This window comes from Kitasatospora gansuensis (assembly GCF_014203705.1).
Taxonomy (GTDB): Bacteria; Actinomycetota; Actinomycetes; order Streptomycetales; family Streptomycetaceae; genus Kitasatospora; species Kitasatospora gansuensis.
On sequence record NZ_JACHJR010000001.1, the window covers coordinates 2,140,311 to 2,162,323 of the forward strand.

At 70.6% G+C, this 22,013-nt stretch carries 17 protein-coding genes; 4 read left to right on the forward strand and 13 right to left on the reverse strand.

All coding sequences use genetic code 11. From position 1 onward, the window contains the following. From F4556_RS09440 to F4556_RS09475, 8 genes are all read right to left on the reverse strand, one after another. Entirely contained in the window at positions 1-1,206 is a 1,206-nt protein-coding gene (locus tag F4556_RS09440) for a phosphoglycerate kinase (RefSeq protein ID WP_184913353.1), read from the reverse strand. Positions 1,207-1,344: 138 nt separating this feature from the next. After that, on the reverse strand, positions 1,345-2,349 hold the full coding sequence (gap, locus tag F4556_RS09445) for a type I glyceraldehyde-3-phosphate dehydrogenase (RefSeq protein ID WP_057240355.1): 1,005 nt from the start codon (positions 2,347-2,349) through the stop codon (positions 1,345-1,347). Between the two features lie 288 nt (positions 2,350-2,637). Next, the gene (whiA, locus tag F4556_RS09450; protein WP_057240357.1) at positions 2,638-3,618 is read right to left on the reverse strand and encodes a DNA-binding protein WhiA; all 981 of its coding nucleotides are present in this window, start codon (positions 3,616-3,618) and stop codon (positions 2,638-2,640) included. Beyond that, the gene (locus F4556_RS09455) at positions 3,609-4,580 is read right to left on the reverse strand and encodes a gluconeogenesis factor YvcK family protein (protein WP_184924446.1); all 972 of its coding nucleotides are present in this window, start codon (positions 4,578-4,580) and stop codon (positions 3,609-3,611) included. The genes whiA and F4556_RS09455 overlap by 10 nt, the downstream gene beginning before the upstream one ends. Before the next feature lie 183 nt (positions 4,581-4,763). Further along, a complete protein-coding gene (gene rapZ, locus F4556_RS09460; protein WP_376775673.1) occupies positions 4,764-5,648 on the reverse strand; it encodes an RNase adapter RapZ in 885 nt (294 codons plus the stop codon). Between the two features lie 56 nt (positions 5,649-5,704). Then, a complete protein-coding gene (uvrC, locus tag F4556_RS09465; protein ID WP_184913357.1) occupies positions 5,705-7,681 on the reverse strand; it encodes an excinuclease ABC subunit UvrC in 1,977 nt (658 codons plus the stop codon). A gap of 63 nt (positions 7,682-7,744) precedes the next feature. Further along, positions 7,745-9,409 (reverse strand): flavin monoamine oxidase family protein, encoded by a 1,665-nt coding sequence (locus F4556_RS09470; protein WP_184913358.1) that lies wholly within the window; start codon positions 9,407-9,409, stop codon positions 7,745-7,747. A gap of 32 nt (positions 9,410-9,441) precedes the next feature. Then, the gene (locus F4556_RS09475; RefSeq protein ID WP_246511415.1) at positions 9,442-10,869 is read right to left on the reverse strand and encodes an APC family permease; all 1,428 of its coding nucleotides are present in this window, start codon (positions 10,867-10,869) and stop codon (positions 9,442-9,444) included. A 292-nt stretch (positions 10,870-11,161) separates the two neighbouring features. Here F4556_RS09475 and F4556_RS09480 point away from each other — a divergent pair, with 292 nt between their 5' ends. After that, positions 11,162-12,259 (forward strand): glycoside hydrolase family 18 protein, encoded by a 1,098-nt coding sequence (locus tag F4556_RS09480; RefSeq protein ID WP_184913359.1) that lies wholly within the window; start codon positions 11,162-11,164, stop codon positions 12,257-12,259. Positions 12,260-12,268: 9 nt separating this feature from the next. Here F4556_RS09480 and F4556_RS09485 read toward each other — a convergent pair whose 3' ends face one another. From F4556_RS09485 to uvrA, 3 genes are all read right to left on the reverse strand, one after another. Further along, positions 12,269-13,297, reverse strand: coding sequence for an ArsR/SmtB family transcription factor (locus F4556_RS09485; protein ID WP_313068224.1), 1,029 nt, complete (start codon positions 13,295-13,297; stop codon positions 12,269-12,271). 140 nt (positions 13,298-13,437) lie between these two features. Beyond that, on the reverse strand, positions 13,438-13,872 hold the full coding sequence (locus F4556_RS09490; protein WP_184913360.1) for a Rieske (2Fe-2S) protein: 435 nt from the start codon (positions 13,870-13,872) through the stop codon (positions 13,438-13,440). Positions 13,873-13,980: 108 nt separating this feature from the next. Continuing rightward, positions 13,981-16,863: an excinuclease ABC subunit UvrA gene (uvrA, locus tag F4556_RS09495; RefSeq protein WP_184913361.1), complete on the reverse strand. Its 2,883-nt coding sequence runs from the start codon at positions 16,861-16,863 to the stop codon at positions 13,981-13,983. Between the two features lie 304 nt (positions 16,864-17,167). On the opposite strand from uvrA, the gene F4556_RS09500 reads away from it, so the two are divergent. From F4556_RS09500 to F4556_RS09510, 3 genes are all read left to right on the forward strand, one after another. Continuing rightward, positions 17,168-17,947, forward strand: a complete 780-nt coding sequence (locus F4556_RS09500; RefSeq protein ID WP_184913363.1) for a maleylpyruvate isomerase family mycothiol-dependent enzyme — start codon at positions 17,168-17,170, stop codon at positions 17,945-17,947. A 62-nt stretch (positions 17,948-18,009) separates the two neighbouring features. Then, complete coding sequence (locus F4556_RS09505; RefSeq protein WP_184913365.1) at positions 18,010-18,660, forward strand: MBL fold metallo-hydrolase; 651 nt, start codon at positions 18,010-18,012, stop codon at positions 18,658-18,660. A 308-nt stretch (positions 18,661-18,968) separates the two neighbouring features. After that, a complete protein-coding gene (locus F4556_RS09510) occupies positions 18,969-19,931 on the forward strand; it encodes a TauD/TfdA dioxygenase family protein (protein WP_184913366.1) in 963 nt (320 codons plus the stop codon). A 54-nt stretch (positions 19,932-19,985) separates the two neighbouring features. Here the strand turns inward: F4556_RS09510 and F4556_RS09515 are convergent, their stop codons facing one another. Further along, positions 19,986-20,978: a TerC family protein gene (locus tag F4556_RS09515; protein ID WP_184913368.1), complete on the reverse strand. Its 993-nt coding sequence runs from the start codon at positions 20,976-20,978 to the stop codon at positions 19,986-19,988. A gap of 225 nt (positions 20,979-21,203) precedes the next feature. Further along, positions 21,204-21,782, reverse strand: coding sequence for a TerD family protein (locus tag F4556_RS09520; RefSeq protein WP_184913370.1), 579 nt, complete (start codon positions 21,780-21,782; stop codon positions 21,204-21,206). Positions 21,783-22,013 lie beyond the last annotated feature (231 nt).

The window sequence follows — 22,013 nt, forward strand, 5'->3', positions numbered from 1 at the left end:
TCAGCCTTCCAGGGCGGCGAGACCGGGAAGGGTCTTGCCCTCCAGGTACTCGAGGCTCGCGCCACCGCCGGTCGAGATGTGCCCGAACTTCTTCTCGTCGAAGCCCAGGATGCGGACGGCCGCGGCGGAGTCGCCGCCACCGACCACGGTGAACGCGTCGCTGTCGAGCAGCGCCTGCGCGACGGCCTTGGTGCCCTCGGCGAAGGTCGGGTGCTCGAAGACGCCGACCGGGCCGTTCCAGAACACGGTCTTCGCGTCGGCCAGCTTCGAGGCGAACAGCTCCCGGGTCTTCGGGCCGATGTCCAGGCCCTCCTTGTCCGCGGGGATCTTGTCCGCGTCGACGACCTCGAAGTCCTCGACCGGCTTGTGCGTCTTGGTGTCCGGGAAGCTCGCGGAGATCGCGACGTCGACCGGGATGACGAACTCGACGCCGTTGGCCTTGCCGCGCTCCAGGTACTCCAGGACGACCGGGATCTGGTCCTTCTGCAGCAGCGAGATGCCGACCTCGTGGCCCAGGGCCGCGAGGAAGGTGTACGCCATGCCGCCGCCGATCAGGATGCGGTCGGCCTTGCCCAGCAGGTTGTCGATCACGCCGACCTTGTCGGAGACCTTGGAGCCGCCGAGCACCACCACGTACGGGCGCTCCACCTCCTCGGTCAGGCGCTTGAGCACGCCGACCTCGGTGGCGATCAGGTCGCCGACCGCGTGCGGCAGCCGGGCCGGGAGGTCGAAGACCGAGGCGTGCTTGCGGTGCACCGCACCGAAGCCGTCGCCGACGTAGAGGTCGGCCAGCTCGGCCAGCTGATCGGCGAAGGCGCCGCGCTCGGCGTCGTCCTTGGCGGTCTCGCCGGCGTTGAAGCGCAGGTTCTCCAGCAGCGTGACCTCGCCGTTCGCCAGGGCGGCGACGGTGGCCTTCGCGCTCTCGCCCACGGTGTCGGTCGCGAAGGACACGGACCGGCCGAGGATCTCGCCGAGGCGGGCCGCGACGGGGGCGAGCGAGTACTGCGGGTCGGGCTCACCCTTGGGGCGGCCCAGGTGGGAGGCGACGATCACCTTGGCGCCGGCCGCGACCAGCTTGGCGATGGTCGGCGCGACGGCGCGGATCCGGCCGTCGTCGGTGATCCGGCCGTCCGAGAGCGGCACGTTCAGGTCGGCGCGGACGAACACCCGCTGGCCGTTGACCTGGAGGTCTTCGATGGTCTTCACGGTCTTCGAATCTCCTGGGGAGAAAGAGTGGCGGAGGCACGGCGGCGGGCCACCGATGAAGCGAGAGGGAACGCAGAGCGAGGGCCCGAACGGTCGTCGTCCGGGCCCTCCCTCACATCACGTCAGCTTCCGCTGGGTTCAGAGCTGGCCACCGACGAGGGTGGTCAGGTTCACCAGGCGGTTGGAGTAGCCCCACTCGTTGTCGTACCAGCCGAAGATCTTGACCTGGTTGCCCTGAACCATGGTCATCAGCGAGTCGAAGATCGTGGAGAACGGCGAGTTCACGATGTCGGAGGAGACGATCGGGTCCTCGGTGTACTGCAGGATGCCCTTGAGGGAGCCCTCGGACGCCTTCTGGAAGGCGGCGTTGACCTCCTCGACGGTGACCTCGCGCTCGAGGGTGACGACCAGGTCGGTGATCGAACCGGTCGGGACCGGGACGCGCAGCGAGGTGCCGTCCAGCTTGCCCTTGAGCTCCGGCAGGACCAGCGCGGTGGCCTTGGCGGCACCGGTCGAGGTCGGGATGATGTTGATGGACGCGGCGCGGGCGCGACGCAGGTCCTTGTGCGGGAAGTCCAGGGTGACCTGGTCGTTGGTGAACGCGTGCACCGTCGTCATCAGGCCCTTGACGATGCCGAAGTTCTCCTGGAGAACCTTGGCCATCGGCGCCACGCAGTTGGTGGTGCAGGAGGCGTTGGAGATGACGGTGTGGTTCGCCGCGTCGTACTTCTCGTCGTTGACGCCCATCACGATGGTGACGTCTTCGTCGGTCGCGGGGGCCGAGATGATGACCTTCTTGGCACCGGCGGTGACGTGCTTCTTCGCAGCGTCGGCCTTGGTGAAGATGCCGGTGGACTCGATCACGATGTCCACGCCCAGCTCGCCCCAGGGCAGGTTGGCCGGGTCGCGCTCGGCGATCACCTTGAAGGTGTGGCCGTCGACGGTGATGCTGTCGGCGGTGTGGCTGACCTCGCCCTGGAGGGTGCCCAGGATGGAGTCGTACTTGAGCAGGTGAGCCAGGGTCTTGGTGTCGGTCAGGTCGTTGACACCGACGATCTCGATGTCCGCGCCCTGGGACTTAACCGCACGGAAGAAGTTGCGGCCAATGCGGCCGAATCCGTTGATGCCTACCCGGATCGTCACGAACCGATCTCCTCGTTAGGTGCGCCGGACTGTGCCGACGGGGTGGAAATGGGATGTCCCCGACCACCCATGACCCTACCCCTCCGACGGTGGCCTGGGCACATCGCCTCACCGTCGGCGGCTTGCCCCGGCGGCTCGAACACCCACGTTCGGGGCTTCGGTCCCTGCGCCGCAGGGGAGTTGGTCCCGCAGCCCGAATGGCCTACGGACGGGTAGCTCGAGCCGTTCGAACACGGAACGGCCGGTGCCCGCGATGCGGACACCGGCCGTTCGTCAGGTGAGACCCCGTCAGCTCATCGCCATCTCGTCGGTCAGGTTGGCCTCGGTGCTCGGCAGGCCGAGCTCGGAGGCGCGCTTGTCGGCCATCGCCAGCAGACGCCTGATCCGGCCGGCCACCGCGTCCTTGGTGAGCGGCGGGTCGGCCAGCGCGCCCAGCTCCTCCAGCGAGGCCTGCTTGTGCTGCATCCGGAGCTGGCCGGCCGCCGCCAGGTGCTCCGGCACCTCCTCGCCGAGGATCTCCAGCGCCCGCTGCACCCGGGCGCCGGCCGCGACCGCCGCGCGGGCCGAGCGGCGCAGGTTCGCGTCGTCGAAGTTGGCCAGCCGGTTGGCGGTGGCCCGGACCTCGCGCCGCATCCGGCGCTCCTCCCAGGCCAGCACCGACTCGTGCGCGCCGAGCCGGGTGAGCAGCGCGCCGATCGCGTCACCGTCCCGGATCACCACCCGGTCCACCCCGCGGACCTCGCGGGCCTTGGCCGGGATGCCCAGCCTGCGGGCCGCGCCGACCAGGGCCAGCGCCGCCTCGGAGCCCGGGCAGGTGATCTCCAGGGAGGAGGACCGCCCCGGCTCCGTGAGCGAACCGTGCGCCAGGAAGGCCCCGCGCCAGGCGGCCTCCGCGTCACAGGTCGCGCCCGAGACCACGGCCGGGGGCAGGCCCCTGATCGGCCGTCCTCGTCCGTCCACCAGCCCGGTCTGCCGGGCCAGCAACTCGCCGTCCTTCACCACCCGCACCACGTACCGGCTGCCGCGTCGCAGCCCGCCGGGGGCCATCACCACCAGATCCGAGGAGTGTCCGAAGATCTCCAGCAGGTCCTTGCGCAGCCGCCGGGCCGCAATGCCGGTGTCCAGCTCCGCCTCGATCACGATCCGGCCGCTCACAATGTGCAGCCCGCCCGCGAATCGGAGGATCGCCGAAACCTCAGCCTTGCGGCAGCAGGCCCGGGTGACGGGGAGCCGGCTGATTTCGTCCTTCACCGCTGCCGTCATCGCCATGGGCCGATCCTTCCATGTGTCCGGAAAATCCGGTCGTACGCAGCCGCCAGAAGCTCCCGGTCGTGTCGCGGCGTGCCGTCCGCGGCGGCGACCCGGTCGAGCACCAGGGCGGCACCCATCCGTTCGGCGGCCTTCTCGAGGCCGGCCAGGTCGGCCTGGCCGAAGGCGCCGCCGGTGACGGCGCGCTCGTCCACCAGGATCGCATCCACCGCGAGCTCCGGAGCGTGGTCGGCGACCACCTCCAGGTGACGCTGGGGGGTGAAGCCCTCGGTCTCGCCCGGCTGTGGGGCCAGGTTGAGGGTGAGCAGCCGGCGGGCCCGGGTCCGCACCAGGGCGTCGGCCAGCTCGGGGACCAGCAGGTGCGGCAGCACGCTGGTGAACCAGGAGCCGGGGCCGAGCACCACCCAGTCCGCCTCCAGGACGGCCTCGACGGCCTCCGGGACGGCCGGCGGCTGCTCCGGCAGCAGCCGGATGGACTGCACCGTGCCGGGGGTGACGGCCACGTTCGCCTGGCCCCGGACCGCGCTCAACTCGCCCGGCAGCGCCGGGTCGTGGCCGCGGACCATGGCCTCGATGTCCAGCGGGACGGCCGACATCGGCAGCACCCGGCCGTGCACGTTGAGCAGCCGGCCGACCCAGTTGAGCGCCTCCACCGGGTCGCCGAGCTTCTCCCAGAGCGCCACGATCAGCAGGTTGCCGACCGCGTGGCCGCCGAGCTCGCCGTCGCCGGTGAAGCGCAGCTGGAGCACCTCGGACCACGTCCGGCCCCAGTCGTCGTCCCCGCACAGCGCGGCCAGCGCCTTACGCAGGTCACCCGGCGGCAGGACGCCCAGCTCGGCACGGAGCCGGCCGCTGGAGCCGCCGTCGTCGGCGACGGTGACCACGGCGGTCAGCTCGGTGGTGAGCCGGCGCAGCGCGGAGAGCGAGGCGGACAGCCCCTGGCCGCCGCCGAGCGCAGTGATCCGCGGCGCGCCTCTGGTCCGGCCGTTGGCGTTCTGGGCCCGGTCGACGGTCTTGTGCTGCCGCGTTGGCGAGTATGCCGTCACACCGACCCCACGTTCTGCTCATCGGCGCCGCCCTGGATCGGCGGCGCCCCTTGTCTCTGTAAGAGCGACCGCCGGAGCTCCGCCGTCACTCCCCCCGGGTCACTCCCTGCCCATGTCGCGGTGGACCAGCACCGTCTCGACGCCGTCCGCGATCAGACGCTTCGTCAGCCGCTCCGACATCGCCACGCTGCGGTGCTTCCCACCGGTGCAGCCTACGGCAAGTGTCATGTACCGCTTGCCCTCCCGGCGGTAACCCTCGGTGATGATCCTGAGCAGCTCGGTGTAGCCGTCCAGGAACTCGTTCGCACCCGGTTGCTCGAAGACGTAACCGGCCACGTCGGGGTCGGTGCCGGTGCGGGCGCGCAGCTCGGGGACCCAGTGCGGGTTCGGCAGGAACCGGCAGTCCACCACCAGGTCGGCGTCGACCGGCAGGCCGTACTTGAAGCCGAAGGACATCACGGTGGCGCGCAGCTCGGGCTCGTCGTGGTCGGCGAACGCGGCGTCCAGCTTGGCCCGGAGCTGGTGCACGTTCAGGTCGGAGGTGTCGATCACCAGGTCGGCCTCGCCGCGCAGCTCGCGGAGCAGGTCGCGCTCGCGCTCGATGCCGTCCACGATCCGGTCGGCGGCCTGCAGCGGGTGCGGGCGGCGGACCGACTCGAAGCGGCGCACCAGGGCGTCGTCCGAGGACTCCAGGAAGACCACCCGGAGCCGGACGCCGCGCTTCTCCAGCTCGTCCAGCGAGGTCAGCAGGTCGTCGAAGAACTTCCGGCCGCGGACGTCGACCACCACCCCGATCCGGGGCACCGCGCCCTGCGAACGGGCGCCGAGGTCGACCATGGTCGGGATCAGGGCGGGCGGCAGGTTGTCCACCACGAACCAGCCCAGGTCCTCCAGGCACTTGGCCGCGGTGCTGCGGCCGGCTCCGGACATACCGGAGATGATCACCAGCTCCGGGGCACTCTCTCCCACGTCGGCCACTGTCACTTCTGATCCCCGTTCTCGGTGATTCCGCCGGAGCGCGGGACGGGCGGCGTCGACCGTCACGGCGTCTCCTCAGTACTGTCCTCAATGATCTCGCCGGTGGCGGTGTTCACCGCGGGAGCGACCGGTGTACGGGCAGCCAACGCCGCGACAACAGTCTCCGCCGTACGCAGGCCGATCCCCGGTACCTCGCAGATCTCCGCCACCGTGGCCGCCCGCAGCTTCTTCAGCGAACCGAAGTGCTTGAGCAACGCCTGGCGGCGAGTCTCGCCGAGGCCGGGGACCGAGTCCAGCTCCCCCGCCGTGAGCCGTTTGGCGCGCTTGGTCCGCTGGTACGTGATGGCGAACCGGTGCGCCTCGTCGCGGACCCGCTGGAGCAGGTACAGGCCCTCGCTGGAGCGCGGCAGCACCACCGGGTCGGTCGCGCCGGGCAGCCAGACCTCCTCAAGTCGCTTGGCCAGCCCGCAGAGTGCGACGTCGTCGATGCCGAGCTCGTCCAGCGCGCGGCGGGCGGCGGCGACCTGCGGCTGGCCGCCGTCGACCACCAGCAGCTGCGGCGGGTAGGCGAACCGCTTCGGGCGGCCGTCCTCTTCTCGGGGACCTGAGTCCTCCTCCTCGACCGCCCACTCGCCGGTCTGCTCGCGCTCCTGGAGGTAGCGGCGGAACCGGCGGGTGATCACCTCGTGCATCGACCGGACGTCGTCCTGACCGGCGAACCCCTTGATCTGGAACCGGCGGTACTCGCTCTTCCGGGCCAGGCCGTCCTCGAACACCACCATCGAGGCGACCACGTCCTCGCCCTGCAGGTGCGAGATGTCGAAGCACTCGATCCGCAGCGGCACCGAATCCAGCTCCAGCGCGTCGGCGATCTCCTGGAGCGCCCGGCTACGGGTCGTCAGGTCGGAGGCGCGCTTGGTCTTGTGCAGCACCAGCGACTGCTGGGCGTTCCGCTGGACCGTGGTCATCAGGTCCTTCTTGTCCCCGCGCTGCGGCACCCGCAGGTCCACCTGGGCACCGCGCAGGCCGGTCAGCCAATCCTGCACGGGGGCCAGCGGCTCCGGCAGCGCGGGCACCAGGACCTCGCGCGGGACGGACTCGGTGCCGCCGCCGTACAGCTGCTGGAGCGCGTGCTCGACCAGCCCCGCGGTGTCCACGTCCTCGACCTTGTCGGTGACCCAGCCGCGCTGGCCGCGCACCCGGCCGCCACGGACGTGGAAGATCTGCACGGCCGCCTCCAACTCGTCCTCGGCGAGGGCGAACAGGTCGGCGTCGGTGCCGTCGCCGAGCACCACCGCGTTCTTCTCCATCGCGCTGCGGAGCGCCCCGAGGTCGTCGCGCAGCCTGGCGGCCTTCTCGTACTCCATGTCGGCGGCGGCCTGCTGCATCTCCTGCTCCAGCCGGCGCAGGTGGTTGCCCGTCCGCCCGGCCATGAAGTCGCAGAACTCCTCGGCCAGTTCGACGTGGTCGGCCTGCGAGATCTTGCCGACGCAGGGCGCGGCGCACTTGCCGATGTACCCGAGCAGGCAGGGGCGGCCGATCTGCCGGGCGCGCTTGAAGACGCCGTTGGAGCACGTCCGGACCGGGAACACCCGGAGCATCAGGTCCACCGTCTCGCGGATCGCCCAGGCCTGCCCGTACGGCCCGAAGTAGCGGACGCCCTTCTTGTGCGCCCCGCGCATCACCTGGACCCTGGGGTACTCCTCGTTGAGGGTGACCGCCAGCTCCGGATAGCTCTTGTCGTCCCGGTACTTGACGTTGAACCGCGGGTCGAACTCCTTGATCCAGGAGTACTCCAGCTGCAGCGCCTCGACCTCGGTGGCCACCACCGTCCACTCGACGGCGGCGGCCGTGGTCACCATGGTCGCCGTCCGGGGGTGCAGGTTGGCCACGTCCTGGAAGTACGAGGACAGCCGGGGCCGCAGGCTCTTGGCCTTCCCCACGTAGATGACCCGCCCGTGCGCGTCACGGAACTTGTAGACCCCGGGCGAGGTCGGGATGGCCCCGGGTGCGGGCCGGTAGGTGGATGGGTCTGCCATGCCCCTACCGTACCGATCTGCCCTGACACCCGGGGCCGACGTGTCAGTTACGCCCGCTCCCGGCTACGCCCCGATCGCGGTCAGCACCTCCTTGGCCGCGCGGGCGCCTTCGGTGGCGCCGCCCTCCATGTAGCCCTGGAAGTCGTAGGAGGTGTGCTCGCCGGCGAAGTGCAGCCGGCCCTGGGCGGTGCCCTCGTAGCCGGCTGCCGTGGTGAGGTAGCCGACCGGCCAGCAGGAGTAGGCGCCGAGGGTGTTCGGGTTGAGGTGCCAGGCGGAGAGGGTGGCCCTTCCGGTCCAGGCGGCCTTGGTGCCGGGCCAGAGGCGGTCGATCTGGGTCAGGTAGCTGGTGGCCAGGTTGCGGGTGTAGCTGTTGGTGGCGTCGGTGAACGGGGCGCCCGGGGCGAGCGACCTGGCGGGGGTGCCGCCGTGGTACTGGATCAGCAGGCCGTTGGAGCCGGGCTGACCCTTCGTCACATCCCAGGCCTGCTGGAACGGCTGGTCGCTGAAGCACTCGCCGCCGGAGACGCCGGGCCAGGGTCCGGTGCCGGTCCACGGGCGGCTGCTGAACTGCATGTTGAGCTTGGTGCAGGCGCCCATCGTCATGTCGGTGAGCACCTTGCGCATCATCGGGTCGAGACCGGCGCCGGTCAGGTCCACCCGCTGCTGGAGCACCGGGAGCGGCAGCGCCAGGATGGTGTGGTCGGCGGTGACGGTCCTCGTCCCGCCGCCGTCCAGCTTGAAGGTGAGGGTCTGACTGCCGTCGGCGTTGCGGACCACCGCCGCCAGGGTGTGGCCGGGCTGGACGGTGCCGGCCGGGAGCGCCGCCGCGATGGCGCGCGGGACCTGGTCGTTGCCGCCGGTGACGTGGTAGCGCTCGTCGCTGCCGCCCCAGATGTTGAAGTTCCCCGGGTTGGCCTGCCAGGAGAGCATCAGCAGCAGCGCGTACGCGGACTGGGCGGTGGTGTCGGCGCCGTACTCGACCGCGTAGGCGACGTCGAGCAGCGCGCCGAGCCGGCTGGACGTGCCACCGGGGACCCGGGTGTTGATCCAGTCCCGGACCGACATCCGGTCCAGGGTGACGGCGGCCTGGTTGTGGTCGTTCCAGGTCGGCCCCGAGCCGCCGGCCTGGATGTCGTTCTTGATGGTCTGCCAGATCTGCTTGAACTCGGCGTCGGCGGTGGCGCGCGGGTAGTAGCCGCCCTGGAAGTGCAGGGTCTGCTCGCCCTCGGAGAAGTGCCGGATCGAGGTGGTGGAGAGGCCGAAGCGCTGACAGAGCTGGAGCATGGTGTGGTGGCCGGTGTCGATCAACTCGGCGCCGTACTCGGAGACCTGGCCCTGGGCCCAGTCGGCCTTGGAGTACATCCGGCCGCCGACCCGGGCGGGCTCGGCCTCGTAGACGGTGGCGGTGATGCCCTTGTCGGCCAGGGTGAGGGCGGCGTTCAGGCCGGAGATGCCGGCGCCGATGATCGCGATCCGGGGCATCGGGCCGGTGAACCTCTGCACCACGGCCGCCCGGGCCTTGGGGGCGGCCGAGATCCCGGCCAGGCCGACGCCGAGACCGAGGGCGGCGGCCCGGCCGAGCAGGGCGCGACGGGAGGGGCCGTCGGGCTCGGCGCGGGCGGCGTCGCGGAGGCCGGTGTACTCGTCGACGGGCAGCCGGAGCCGTTCGGCGGTGGCCTGGTCGGCGAGGGCGGAGCGGAGCAGGCGGGTGTACGGGGAGCGGGACATGTGGGGGTTCCCTTCCGGTTCTTGCGGGGGGCTCAGACGGCGGCGGGGGTGGGCTCTTCGGTGCGTTCCTGGGCGTCCTCGACCACCAGCCGGCCCATCACCTCGTAGCGGTCCGGGTGGCGGGCCCGCATGTAGAGCGCCAGGCCGATGCCGCCGAGGAAGACCGCGCCGACGATCCACGGGATCAGCTTGAAGAAGAAGATCTCGGAGGCGGCCCCGGCGGCGGTGTCCAGGTTGACCACCAGCAGCACGATCGCGGCGAACATGCCGAGCCCGCCGAGCAGCGGAGCGACCAGGGTGCGGAACCAGTGCCTGGACTCGGGGTGGTTGCGGCGGAAGTATGCGATCACCGCGAACGAGCAGAGCGTCTGCACCACCAGCAGCGCGAGCGTGCCGAGGATCGCGGTCAGCGTGTACAGACCGACGTACGGGTCCTGCCCGGTGAACCAGAAGCCGCCGACCACGAGCAGCGCGATGCCGGTCTGGGTGAACGAGGCGACGTACGGCGAACCGTGCTTCGGGTGGGTGCGGCCGAGCGCCGGGTGCAGGAAGCCCTCCCGGCCGATCGCGTAGAGGTAACGCGCGGCGCACTGGTGGAAGGCCATCCCGCAGGCGAAGGCGCTGGTGACCATCAGCCACTGGAACGCGGTGACCGCCCAGTCGCCCAGGTAGGTCTTGGCCGGGACCAGGAACAGGTCGAGCGGGGTGGAGCCGGTGGCGAGGCCGACGGCGGCGTCCGGGGTGTCGGCGGCCAGCACCATCCAGGTGACGAAGGTGTACAGCACGCCCAGGATGAGCACCGCGAGCAGGGTGGCGCGCGGGATGATCCGGCGCGGGTTGCGGGACTCCTCGCCGTACATCGCGGTGGACTCGAAGCCGATCCAGGACCAGAAGCAGAAGAACAGCCCGACGCCCGCGTTCACCCCGGCGAAGGCGCCGGTCGGGTTGAGCGTGCCCCAGTGCAGGCCGGTCGGGCCGCCGCCGTGCGCCAGCACCGAACCGGCCAGCAGCACCAGCATCACCACCTCACCGACCAGGAAGACGGCCAGCACCTTGGAGGCCACCTCCAGGTCGAAGTAGGACAGCACGGCGGTGATCGCCAGCATCACCAACGCGAAGACCTGCCACGGCAGATCGAGCCCGAACTGGGCCTCGAAGGCCTGCTGCGAGAAGTACGCGAAGATGCCCACGATGGAGGCCTCGAAGACCACGTAGGCGAGCACCGCGAGCAGCCCCGAGGCCATCCCGACCACCCGGCCGAGACCCTGCGAGACGAAGCCGTAGAACGCCCCGGCGGTGGTGATGTGCTTGGCCATCGACACGTAGCCGACGGTGAAGACGGTCAGCACCACGGTGACGAACAGGAATCCGGCCGGCGCGTGCACACCGTTGCCGCCGCCGACCACCACCGGAAGGTTGCCGGTCATCGCGGTGATCGGGGCCGCGGTGGCCAGCGCCATGAAGACCACACCGGCCAGGCCGACCGAGTTGGCTCTCAGTCGCTGCACCGGGGGCGGGGACTGCTGATCGGTTGGGGACACCGTGAACTCCCAGAGGGCACAAGGGGGATGGAGCGCCCAGTGTGCTGGCGGGCGCGGCTCCGGTGGGATGAGCAGGGTGTAGCCGGGACTGTTAAAGGATTGACGGCCTGTCATCTGTACGAAGGCCCGTTCGGTACGCGCCATTGACCGCGGGCGCGGCCGCCCCCACGCTGTGACCCGTCCGGGGACCCCACTCGTCCAGGAGGCGTACATGCGCGTTCCGTTCGACCGGCTCAGAACGCTCGGCACCACGGCGGCCCTGTTGGCCGCCGCCCTCGTCCCGTCCGCCCCGCCGGCCGTCGCCGCTGCTCCCCCGATGGAGGTGTACGGCGCCTGGCAGTGCAGCAACGACGCCTGCACCTGGGGCACCGTGCGGGACCTGACCGACTTCGACCACGCCAACCACTGGCTGGTGGACCGGGGCGACGGCCGCCCCTCGGTCAACCTGGTGGTGCTCAGCTTCGTCCACCCGCTCCGGCTGCTGGACGGCACCACCGACGCCCAGACCGTGGACGGCGTGCCGATCGGCATCAACCAGGCCGTCGTCGACTACTTCACCTCCCGGGGCATCCGGGTGATGCTCTCGATCGGCGGCATCACCTACACCGACGCCTGGAACCAGGCGCTGGCCGAGAACCCGGCCCTGTTCGGCCAGCGGGCCGCCGCGCTCGCCACCCGGCTCGGGGTCGGCATCGAGATCGACTACGAGGAGAACACCAGCCCGAACCTGACCGGCCTGCAGACCTTCGTGGACGCCTACCGCGCCGTGCACCCGTACGACGCGAGCGGCGCGGACCCGGCCGCCCGGCTCACCATCGACGTGGCGGCGGGCGACCGCTGGCTGATCGGCCTCAACCAGTACGCCACCGCGAACTGGCTGCGCACCGACCGGCCGGTGCTCGACTACGCCAACGCGATGGTGCCCGCCCGGCAGCCAGCCACCAGCGGCGCGATCGCCAACTGGCAGGAGCACCTGACCGGCAAGCCCACCTACAACCCGCCGGTCGGACCGCTGGCCCCGGCCAAGTTCACCGCGGGGCTGTACGTGGCGGAGGGCTCGAAGGTCCGCCCCGAGTGCAACAACTTCGCCGCCTCGCTGCAGAGTTCGACCGGCAGCTGGCTGCGGAGCGCCGCCCCCGACGGCGCCGGGACCAGCTCCGGCCTGCTCGGCTACATGTTCTGGGCGGCCGAGCGGCCCTCGGTGCGCGGTGTCACCACCGTGCCGCCGAACAGCTGTGAGGCCGGCGTGGGCGTGGGCGCGACCGCGCACTCGGTGGCGATCCCGATGCCGCCGCTGCGCCAGAGCTAGGGCCGGGAGCTAACCGGCCAGGTGTGCCCCGCCCGACCCGGGGCCGCCCGCCGTCCGGTTGAGCAGATCGATGCCGAGCGGGGTGATGGTGTGCAGCACCGCGCCGCCCCGGCGCTGAGTGGTGATCAGGTGCGCGTTGCGCAGCACCGTGGCGTGCTGACTGGCCGAGGCCGGGGAGACGTTGAGGCGCCGGGCCAGTTCGGTGGTGGTGCAGCCCTCGGTGACGATGTCCAGGGCGGCCGCCCTGGTGCGGCCGAGCAGCGCGGTGAGCGACTGCCGGGCCGTCGGGTCCTCGCTCCACAGCCGGGCACCGGCCAGCGGGTCCCGGACGGTGGGGAAGGCGAGCACCGCGGGGGCGTCCGGGTCCAGCGAGTCGGTCAGCAGCACCGGCGGATCGGCCAGGAAGACCATCGGGGCCAACACCAGCCCCCGGCCGCCGAGGTGGACGTCCACCGAGCGCGGGTAGCGGATCTCCAGCACCGGCGACCGCCAGCGGATCGTCGGGGCGCAGAAGGTGCCGAGCAGCTGCTCCACCCCGCCGGCCATCAGCGTACGGGCCAGGTCGGCCCTGACCGCGTCCAGGTGGGCCAGGATCCGGCCCCAGTACGGGCCGACGGTGAAGCGGTGACAGGCCGCCACCGAGTCGGCCAGCCGCTGACGGGCGGTCAGGTCACCCTCCATCAGGGCCCGGACCCAGCGCGGGTCGGCCCGGGGCGTGGAGACGTGGGCGAGCTCCAGCCGGACCAGCTCGTCCGGGGCGCCCAGCAGCTGCTCCAGGCCCGCCTCGACGGACTGACCGGTGCCGGTCAGCGCCCCCAGGTCGAAGCACGGGCCGGGGCCCGGGATCAGCGAGGCGAGCGGGCGGATCTCCTCGGCCAGCGGGCCACCGCCGAACTTCTGCCGCCAGGGCCGGAACTGGGCGCAGCCGCCGGGCCCGGTCAGCGCCTCCAGGCTGTGGTACGCCTCGGCCAGCGGCCCGACGGTGGGCGCCACCCGTACCCGGAGCAGGTCTTCGGTGGTCAGATGGACACGTAACACGGCTTCCCCCTGTCCGTTTCAGGCTGCACCTTTAAGCCACCCCTGAAACCCCTGTCCCCACCCCGTGCCCACCCCTCAGGATGATCCTCAGTGCCGGTGCCCGGTACGGGGGTCCGGGCACCGGAAAGACACTTCCGCTGCTACTTCGTCACCTCGAAGGCACCGTCCTTGACGGTGACCCGGTAGGCCGGCAGCGGGCTCGGGGCCGGGCCGTCCTTGACCGAACCGTCGGCAACGGCGAACTTGCTGTAGTGGCACGGGCAGTTGACGGTGCCGTCCTTGACCTCGTCCACCACGCAGCCCGCGTGGGTGCACTTGGCGCTGAACGCCTTGTACTCGCCGGCCGTCGGCTGGGTGACGACGATCTTCGCCTCCCGGTACACCTTGCCGCCGCCGACCGGCACGTCGGCCACCGCGCCGACCGTCACCGGGGCGGCGGCGGCACCGCCGGACCCGCTGTCGGAGGAGGTGGACGAGCCGCAGCCGGTCACCGCGACGGCCGCGCCGCCGGCGGCCAGCGCGGCGCCGCAGCAGAGCAGGGTCCGGCGGCTGGGGGCGGGCGTGGTGTCGGTCATCGGTGACGCTCCCTCGACGGGTACGGGCGGTCGGCCCCGCAGTCTACGTCGGAGTGCCGAAGGGCCGTCGTACCGGGATTGCCCGCCACGACGGCCCTTCCGATGCTGCTACTTCTTCTTCGCCGCCGCGCGCTTCTTCGGTGCCGGGGCGGCCGGGAGCAGGATGTCCCGGAGGAACTTGCCGGTGTGACTGGCCGTCACGGCCGCCACCTCCTCGGGGGTGCCCTCGGCGACCACCGTGCCGCCACCGTTGCCGCCCTCGGGGCCCATGTCGACCACCCAGTCGGCGGTCTTGATCACGTCGAGGTTGTGCTCGATGACGATGACCGTGTTGCCCTTCTCCACCAGGCCGTCCAGCACCTTGATCAGCTTGCTGATGTCCTCGAAGTGCAGGCCGGTGGTGGGCTCGTCGAGCACGTAGACCGTCCGCCCGGTGGAACGCTTCTGCAGCTCGGAGGCGAGCTTCACGCGCTGCGCCTCACCGCCGGAGAGGGTCGGCGCGGACTGGCCGAGCCGGACGTAGCCGAGGCCGACCTCGTTCAGCGTCTTCAGATGCCGGTGGATCGCCGGGACGGCCTCGAAGAAGTGCATGCCTTCTTCGATCGGCATGTCCAGCACGTCGGAGATGGATTTGCCCTTGTAGTGGACCTCCAGCGTCTCCCGGTTGTAGCGGGCGCCGTGGCAGACCTCGCAGGGGACGTAGACGTCGGGCAGGAAGTTCATCTCGATCTTGATGGTGCCGTCACCCGAGCAGTGCTCGCAGCGACCGCCCTTGACGTTGAACGAGAACCGGCCGGGCAGGTAGCCCCGGACCTTGGCCTCCTGGGTCTCCGCGAACAGCTTGCGGACGTTGTCGAAGACGCCGGTGTACGTCGCCGGGTTGGACCGCGGGGTACGGCCGATCGGCGACTGGTCCACGTGCACGACCTTGTCGACCAGGTCGGTGCCGGTGACCCGGGTGTGCCGGCCGGGGACGCTGCGCGCCCCGTTCAGCTCGCGGGCGAGGTGGGTGTAGAGGATGTCGTTGACCAGCGTGGACTTGCCGGACCCGGACACCCCGGTGATCGCGGTGAAGGTGCCGAGCGGGAAGGCGACCGTGACGTCCTGCAGGTTGTGCTCGCGGGCGCCGTGCACGATGATCTGCCGCTTCTTGTCGCGCGGGCGGCGGATCTCGGGCGTCGGGATGGCGCGGCGGCCCGACAGGTACTGGCCGGTGATCGACTCCTCGTTGGTGAGCAGCTCCTTGAGCGAACCGGAGTGCACCACCTTGCCGCCGTGCTCGCCCGCACCGGGGCCGATGTCGACCACCCAGTCCGCGGTCTTGATGGTGTCCTCGTCGTGCTCGACCACGATCAGCGTGTTGCCGATGTCGCGGAGCCGGACCAGGGTCTCGATCAGCCGGTGGTTGTCGCGCTGGTGCAGCCCGATCGAGGGCTCGTCCAGCACGTACAGCACGCCGACCAGGCCGGAGCCGATCTGGGTGGCGAGCCGGATCCGCTGCGCCTCGCCGCCGGACAGGGTGCCTGCCGCGCGGTTCAGCGAGAGGTAGTCCAGGCCGACGTCGACCAGGAAGCGGAGCCGCTCGTTGACCTCCTTGAGCACCCGCTCGGCGATCTGCTTGTCCCGCGCGTTGAGCTTCATCGCACCGAGGAACTCGGCGCAGTCCGCGATCGACATCGCGGAGACGTCGGCGATCGACTTGTCGAGAATCGTGACCGCCAGGATCACCGGCTTGAGCCGGGTGCCCCGACAGGTCGGGCAGGGCACCTCGCGCATGTAGCCCTCGAAGCGCTCGCGGCTGCTGTCGCTCTCCGACTCGGAGTGCCGGCGCGTCACGAACGGGATCGCGCCCTCGAACGGCGCGGTGTACGAACGCTCGCGCCCGTAGCGGTTGTTGTAGCGGACCTCGACCTGGGTCTTGTGCCCGTACAGCAGCGCCTTCTTGGCCCGCGCGGGCAGCCCGGCCCAGGGGATGTCGGTCCGGAAGCCGAGCTCGCCGGAGAGCGCGTCGGTGAGGCGCTGGAAGTACTCCTTGGTGTGGCCCTGGGACCACGGGTGGATGGCGCCCTCGTCGAGCGACTTCTCCTCGTCCGGGATCACCAGCTCCGGGTCGACCTCCATCCGGTTGCCGAGGCCCGAGCAGTCGGGGCAGGCGCCGAACGGGGAGTTGAAGGAGAACGAACGCGGCTCCAACTCCTCGAAGGAGACGTCGTCGTACGGGCAGTACAGGTGCTCGGAGTACATCCGCTCGCGCTCCGGATCCTCCTCCGGGAGGTCGACGAAGTCGAGCACCACCATGCCGCCGGCCAGCTTGAGCGCGGTCTCCACCGAGTCGGTCAGGCGGCGCTTGGCGCTCTCCTTGACCGTCAGGCGGTCGATGACCACCTCGATGGTGTGCTTCTCCTGCTTCTTCAGCGTCGGAGGCTCGGTCAGCTGGACCGTCACGCCGTCCACCCGGGCGCGCGCGTACCCCTTGGACTGCAGGTCGGCGAAGAGGTCGACGAACTCGCCCTTGCGCTCCCGGACCACCGGGCTGAGCACCTGGAAGCGGGTGCCCTCCTTGAGCTCCAGCACCCGGTCGACGATCGCCTGCGGGGACTGCTTGGCGATCGGGCGGGCGCAGTGCGGGCAGTGCGGCTTGCCGATCCGGGCGAACAGCAGGCGGAGGTAGTCGTAGACCTCGGTGATGGTGCCGACGGTGGAGCGCGGATTGCGGTTGGTGGACTTCTGGTCGATCGAGACGGCCGGCGAGAGGCCCTCGATGAAGTCGACGTCGGGCTTGTCCATCTGGCCGAGGAACTGGCGCGCGTAGGAGGACAGCGACTCGACGTAGCGGCGCTGGCCCTCCGCGAAGATCGTGTCGAAGGCGAGCGAGGACTTGCCGGAGCCGGAGAGGCCGGTGAAGACGATGAGGGAGTCGCGCGGGAGGTCGAGCGAGACGTTCTTGAGGTTGTGCTCGCGAGCACCGCGGACGATGAGGCGGTCGGCCACTGCTTCTGGCGCCTTTCTCCGGGGGAGGTGGCTGGGAAGGGCTGCGTGGCCCACTGCTGGGACCAACAAGCGCAATCGGATGAATTCTTCCAGTGTGCGCCCGTCAGCCTACTAGCTCAGGCGTTCGAATATCGAGCCTGTCCAGCCGAGTCCACCCGAACGGGTGACGACCGGCTCGATCCCGACCCGAAACCAGCCGGAAAACCCCCTGCTCAGCCCCGGGCACCCCGGTACCGTCACGGTGTCAACGAGCCACGCCCCGTCGGGGCAACGCCCGAGTGCACAACGAATCGGAGGCCGCAACATGACCGACTCCCACACCGACTCCGGCACGGCCGCCCACAGCGCGGCGGCGATCGCGGCCGCCCGCCTGCGGGCCGTCGAGGAGTCCACCGCGACCCTGCTGCGGGAGACCGGCGGGCTGACCCCGCAGGCCGTCACCGAACCCTCCGCCCTGCCGGGCTGGACCAAGGGCCACGTACTGACCCACATCGCCCGGAACGCCGACTCGCTGGTCAACCTGCTGAACGGCGCCCGGACCGGCGAGGACATCCCGCAGTACGCCTCCCCCACCGCCCGGGACGAGGACATCGCGCTCGGCGCGCCGCGCCCGCTGGCCGAGCAGCTGGCCGACCTGGCGGCCAGCCACGAGCGCTTCATGGCCGCCGCCGCCCAGCTGCCCGACGAGGCCTGGACAGTGCAGATCCGGCACCGCTCCGGCTACCTCTTCCCGGCCTACGAGCTGCCACTGAAGCGGCAGATGGAGATCGAGTACCACCTGGTCGACCTCGGCGCCGACTACACCCCCGGCCAGTGGCCCACCGGCTTCGCCGAGGAGGAACTCCCGCGGCTGGCCGAGCAGTTCGAGAAGACCGAAGGACTGCCGACGCTCACCCTGGCGGCCACCGACACCGACCAGCGGGCCGCCCTGGGCACCGGCCCGGAGCAGCTCACCGTCCAGGGCCCGGTCCGCGCCCTGGCCGCCTGGCTGTCCGGCCGCTCGGACGGCCACGGTCTGCTGGTCCACCGGGACGGTACGGAGCTGGACCACACCGCCCTGCCGCAGCTCCCGCCGATGGGCTGACCCGGCATGATGGCGGTTCAGGTTCAGGTTCAGGTCCAGTGCGAGCGAGGAGCAGCGGCGCGATGACGTACCACGGAGCAGTGAAGGTCGGCGGCCCGCCGGACGTGCGGGAGTTGGCCCATCTGATCATCACCAAGATCGCGGTCGGCCCGTACGAGAACAACGCCTACCTGCTGCGCTGCCGCGCCACCGACGAGCAGCTGCTGATCGACGCGGCGGCGGACGCCCCGGTGCTGCTGGAGTCGGTCGGCTCCCAGCTGGCCACCGTGGTCACCACCCACCAGCACGGCGACCACTGGGGCGCCCTCGCCGAGGTGGTCGCCGCCACCGGCGCCCGGACCGCCGCCGGCCGGATCGACGCGCCCGGCATCGCGGTACCGACCGACCTCCTGCTGGACGACGGCGACACCGTCCGGGTCGGCCAGGTCGACCTGACCGTCCGCCAGCTGACCGGGCACACCCCGGGCGCGATCGTGCTCAGCTACGACGACCCGCAGGGCCACCCGCACCTGTTCACCGGCGACTGCCTCTTCCCCGGCGGGGTCGGCAACACCTGGAAGGACCCGGCCGCCTTCGACAGCCTCTACCGGGACGTCACCGAGAAGCTCTTCGTCCTCCCCGACGAGACCTGGGTCTACCCGGGCCACGGCAACGACACCACCCTCGGCACCGAGCGCCCCCACCTGCCGGAATGGCGCGAACGCGGCTGGTGACCGTCGACTCCGAAGGCCCGTTCCCCCACCGGGGAGGGGGCCTTCGGTGTCGATCGGGAGATTTCATGCCGCCGCAACACCGCTGCCAGACCGGTGCGGGACGATGAACGCAATTCGAACCGCGTCACGAGAGACGAGAGAGGGGAAGACGATGACCCGTCGCTGTCCGCTTCCCCGCACGAGCTGCTGTTGTCGCCGCAGCCCGTTCGCCGTCTGACGTCTCGTTCGCTCGTTTCCCCCCACCCGCCCGGGCCGAATTCTCCTGCCCGGGGCGGGAGTTCTGCCGCACCCTGTTCTGGAGGACAGCCATGACCACCGTCGCCACCGAACTCCGTCTCACCCCCGCTGCCGGCCGGATCGGCGCCGTCGTGCACGACCTCGAGCTGAGCGGGTCGCTCGGTCCGGAGACCGTGGCCGCGATCGAGAGCGCGCTGTACCGGCACAAGGTGCTGTTCTTCCGGGGGCAGCAGCACCTGGACGACGCCGGGCACGAGGCGTTCGCGCGGCTGCTCGGCCACCCGGTGGGGCACCCGACGGTGCCGAGCGCGGACGGGCGGTACATCTTCGAGCTGGACGCCACCAAGGGGGTCCGGGCCAACAACTGGCACACCGACGTGACCTTCGTGCCGTCCTACCCGAAGGCGTCCATCCTGCGTTCGCTGGAGCTCCCGGAGGCGGGCGGCTCCACGGTCTGGGCGAACACCGCCGCCGCGTACGACGACCTGCCCGCGCCGCTGAAGGTGCTGGCCGAGAGCCTGCGCGCGGTGCACACCAACGACTACGACTACGCGGCCACCCTGGCGCTCACCCCCGAGCTGGCGGAGAACCGGGAGATCGCCGCGCTGTTCCGGCAGGTGTTCGTCTCCACCGCCTTCAAGACCGAGCACCCGGTGGTCCGGGTGCACCCGGTGACCGGCGAGAAGAGCCTGCTGCTGGGCGCCTTCGCGCAGCGCGTCCAGGGTGTCTCGGGCGCCGACAGCCGGGCGCTGCTGGAGCTGTTCCAGCGCTATGTGGAGCGGCTGGAGAACACCGTCCGCTGGGACTGGCAGGTCGGCGACGTGGCGATCTGGGACAACCGGGCCACCCAGCACTACGCCGTCAACGACTACGGCGACCAGCCCCGGCTGGTCCGTCGGATCACCCTGGACGGCGACCTGCCGGTCGGCGTGGACGGCACCCCGAGCCGGCTGCTCGAGCCCACCGAGCCCCCGGCGGTGGCCGGACTGGTCCCGGCCGAGCAGCTGGAGGCGTCGGCACTGAGCGCCGGCTGAGCATGCGGAAGGGGCGCCCCGTTCCGCCGGGGCGCCCCTCGCACTGAACGAACGTCAGGCGTCGATCTCGTCCTTCTGGGCCTTCTCGGCGGCCTCGGCCGCCTCCTGCTTCTTCGAGGCCATCAGGCTGGTGATGGTGGTGATCACCAGCACGCCGCCGATCACGCCGAGCGAGAGCGGGATGCCGATCTCGGGGACGTGCACGCCGCTCTCGTGCAGCGCGTGCAGCACCAGCTTCACGCCGATGAAGCCGAGGATCACCGACAGGCCGTAGCTGAGGTGGACCAGCTTCTTCAGCAGGCCGCCGATCAGGAAGTACAGCTGGCGCAGACCCATCAGGGCGAAGGCGTTGGCGGTGAACACGATGTACGGGTCCTGGGTCAGACCGAAGATCGCCGGGATCGAGTCCAGTGCGAACAGCACGTCGGTGGTGCCGATCGCGAGCATCACGATCAGCATCGGCGTCATCAGCCGCTTGCCGTTCTGCTTGATCGTCAGCTTGGTGCCGTGGTACTTGTCCGTCGACGGGAAGCGCTGCTCGATCGACTTGAGCAGGCGGTTCTCCTCGAACTCCTCCTCCTCGTCGCCACCCATCGCCTCCTTGACCAGCTTGTACGCCGTCCAGATCAGGAAGGCGCCGAAGATGTAGAAGACCCAGGAGAACTCGGCGACCAGCGCGGCACCACCGGCGATGAAGACCGCCCGGAGCACCAGCGCGATGATCACACCGACCATCAGCACGCGCTGCTGGTAGATCCGGGGCACCGCGAACTTGCCCATGATCAGGATGAAGACGAAGAGGTTGTCGACACTCAGCGACTTCTCGGTGATGTACCCGGCGAAGAACTCACCGGCCGGCTGCGAACCGCCGTACCACCAGAGGAAACCGCCGAAGAGCAAGGCCAGCGCGACCCAGACCGCGGTCCAGATCCCGGCCTCCTTGATGGAGACCTCGTGCGGCTTTCGGCCACCGATGAAGAAGTCGGCGACGACCAGGGCGATCAGAACCCCGATCGTGCCGACCCAAAGGCTTACGGAAACGTCCACTAGCTGCTCCTCCGGCAGGTAGGCGAGACAGACATCGTCACTGCCGGAGGTCTCTTCCGCCCGTCGGCCACGCTCGGCCGGACCGGACCAGCGCCCCGGGGCGCCGTGGAAGGGCACCCGTGATGACGGGAACGCTGCGGGGGAATACTCCCCTCCGCTGTTGTCGAGCCTAACAGAAAACCCAAGAGAAGGTAAAGAAGGTAAAGAGCCCGCCAGGGCCCGGCGTCAGAGGTACGGCTCGATCGCGGGCAGCATGTCCTGGAACGTCCGCGCCTTCGCCGGGGCGCCGATCGCCTGCATGCCCCAGCCGCCCGCGCCGTCCCGGTAGACCTTGGCCATGATCTGCCCGGTGTGCGGACCGCCGCCGGTCAGCTCGTAGCGGGCCAGCTCCTGGTCGGTGCCCGCGTCGACCAGCCGGCAGTGCGCCTGCTGGACCTCGGCGAAGCTCTGCCCGGTGTACGAGCTGACCGTGAACACCACCTGGGTGATGTGCGCGGGCACCTGCGCCAGGTCGACCAGAATCGATTCGTCATCCTCCGAACCCGCGCCGCCGACCAGGTTGTCACCGGTGTGCCGGACCGAGCCGTCGTTGCTGACGAGGTGTTGGAAGAACACCACGTCCGACGGGGTCTTCTCGGCGTACAACAGGGCCGAGGCGTCCAGGTCGATCTGCCTCGTCCGGGAGCCGAACAGCCCGCGCTTGGGCGCGGCCTTCCAGCCCAGGCCCATCCGGACCACCGTGAGCGACTCCCCCGAACTCTTCTGAAGACTGACCCGCTGTCCCTTGGCCAGATTCACCGACACGGTACTGCCCTCTCTCCTCAACCCCGGCCCTCACCAGGACCGGTGCAACGGCGGAACACCCCCTTGCCGTCCCCCGGCTGAGGCCCCCTGCACGGGCTTTGCCCACAGACCACCCTAGAGCCTGCGGGCACTCGCCCCACGCAAAGGACTACCCCGTGGCGCGGATCATGACTCCGGCCACGGGGCGTCCCCGCCTTGTGCTAGGTGTACTCGAACCGCCTGAAGACCGAC

What these genes read in the sequence shown, in the direction of transcription:
- uvrC (WP_184913357.1), bottom strand. Translation starts at nt 7,681, where the DNA reads ATGGCAGACCCATCCACCTACCGGCCCGCACCCGGGGCCATCCCGACC.
- F4556_RS09480 (WP_184913359.1), top strand. Translation starts at nt 11,162, where the DNA reads ATGCGCGTTCCGTTCGACCGGCTCAGAACGCTCGGCACCACGGCGGCC.
- F4556_RS09470 (WP_184913358.1), bottom strand. Translation starts at nt 9,409, where the DNA reads ATGTCCCGCTCCCCGTACACCCGCCTGCTCCGCTCCGCCCTCGCCGAC.
- F4556_RS09475 (WP_246511415.1), bottom strand. Translation starts at nt 10,869, where the DNA reads ATGGCGCTGGCCACCGCGGCCCCGATCACCGCGATGACCGGCAACCTT.
- F4556_RS09500 (WP_184913363.1), top strand. Translation starts at nt 17,168, where the DNA reads ATGACCGACTCCCACACCGACTCCGGCACGGCCGCCCACAGCGCGGCG.
- whiA (WP_057240357.1), bottom strand. Translation starts at nt 3,618, where the DNA reads ATGGCGATGACGGCAGCGGTGAAGGACGAAATCAGCCGGCTCCCCGTC.
- F4556_RS09490 (WP_184913360.1), bottom strand. Translation starts at nt 13,872, where the DNA reads ATGACCGACACCACGCCCGCCCCCAGCCGCCGGACCCTGCTCTGCTGC.
- F4556_RS09505 (WP_184913365.1), top strand. Translation starts at nt 18,010, where the DNA reads ATGACGTACCACGGAGCAGTGAAGGTCGGCGGCCCGCCGGACGTGCGG.
- F4556_RS09510 (WP_184913366.1), top strand. Translation starts at nt 18,969, where the DNA reads ATGACCACCGTCGCCACCGAACTCCGTCTCACCCCCGCTGCCGGCCGG.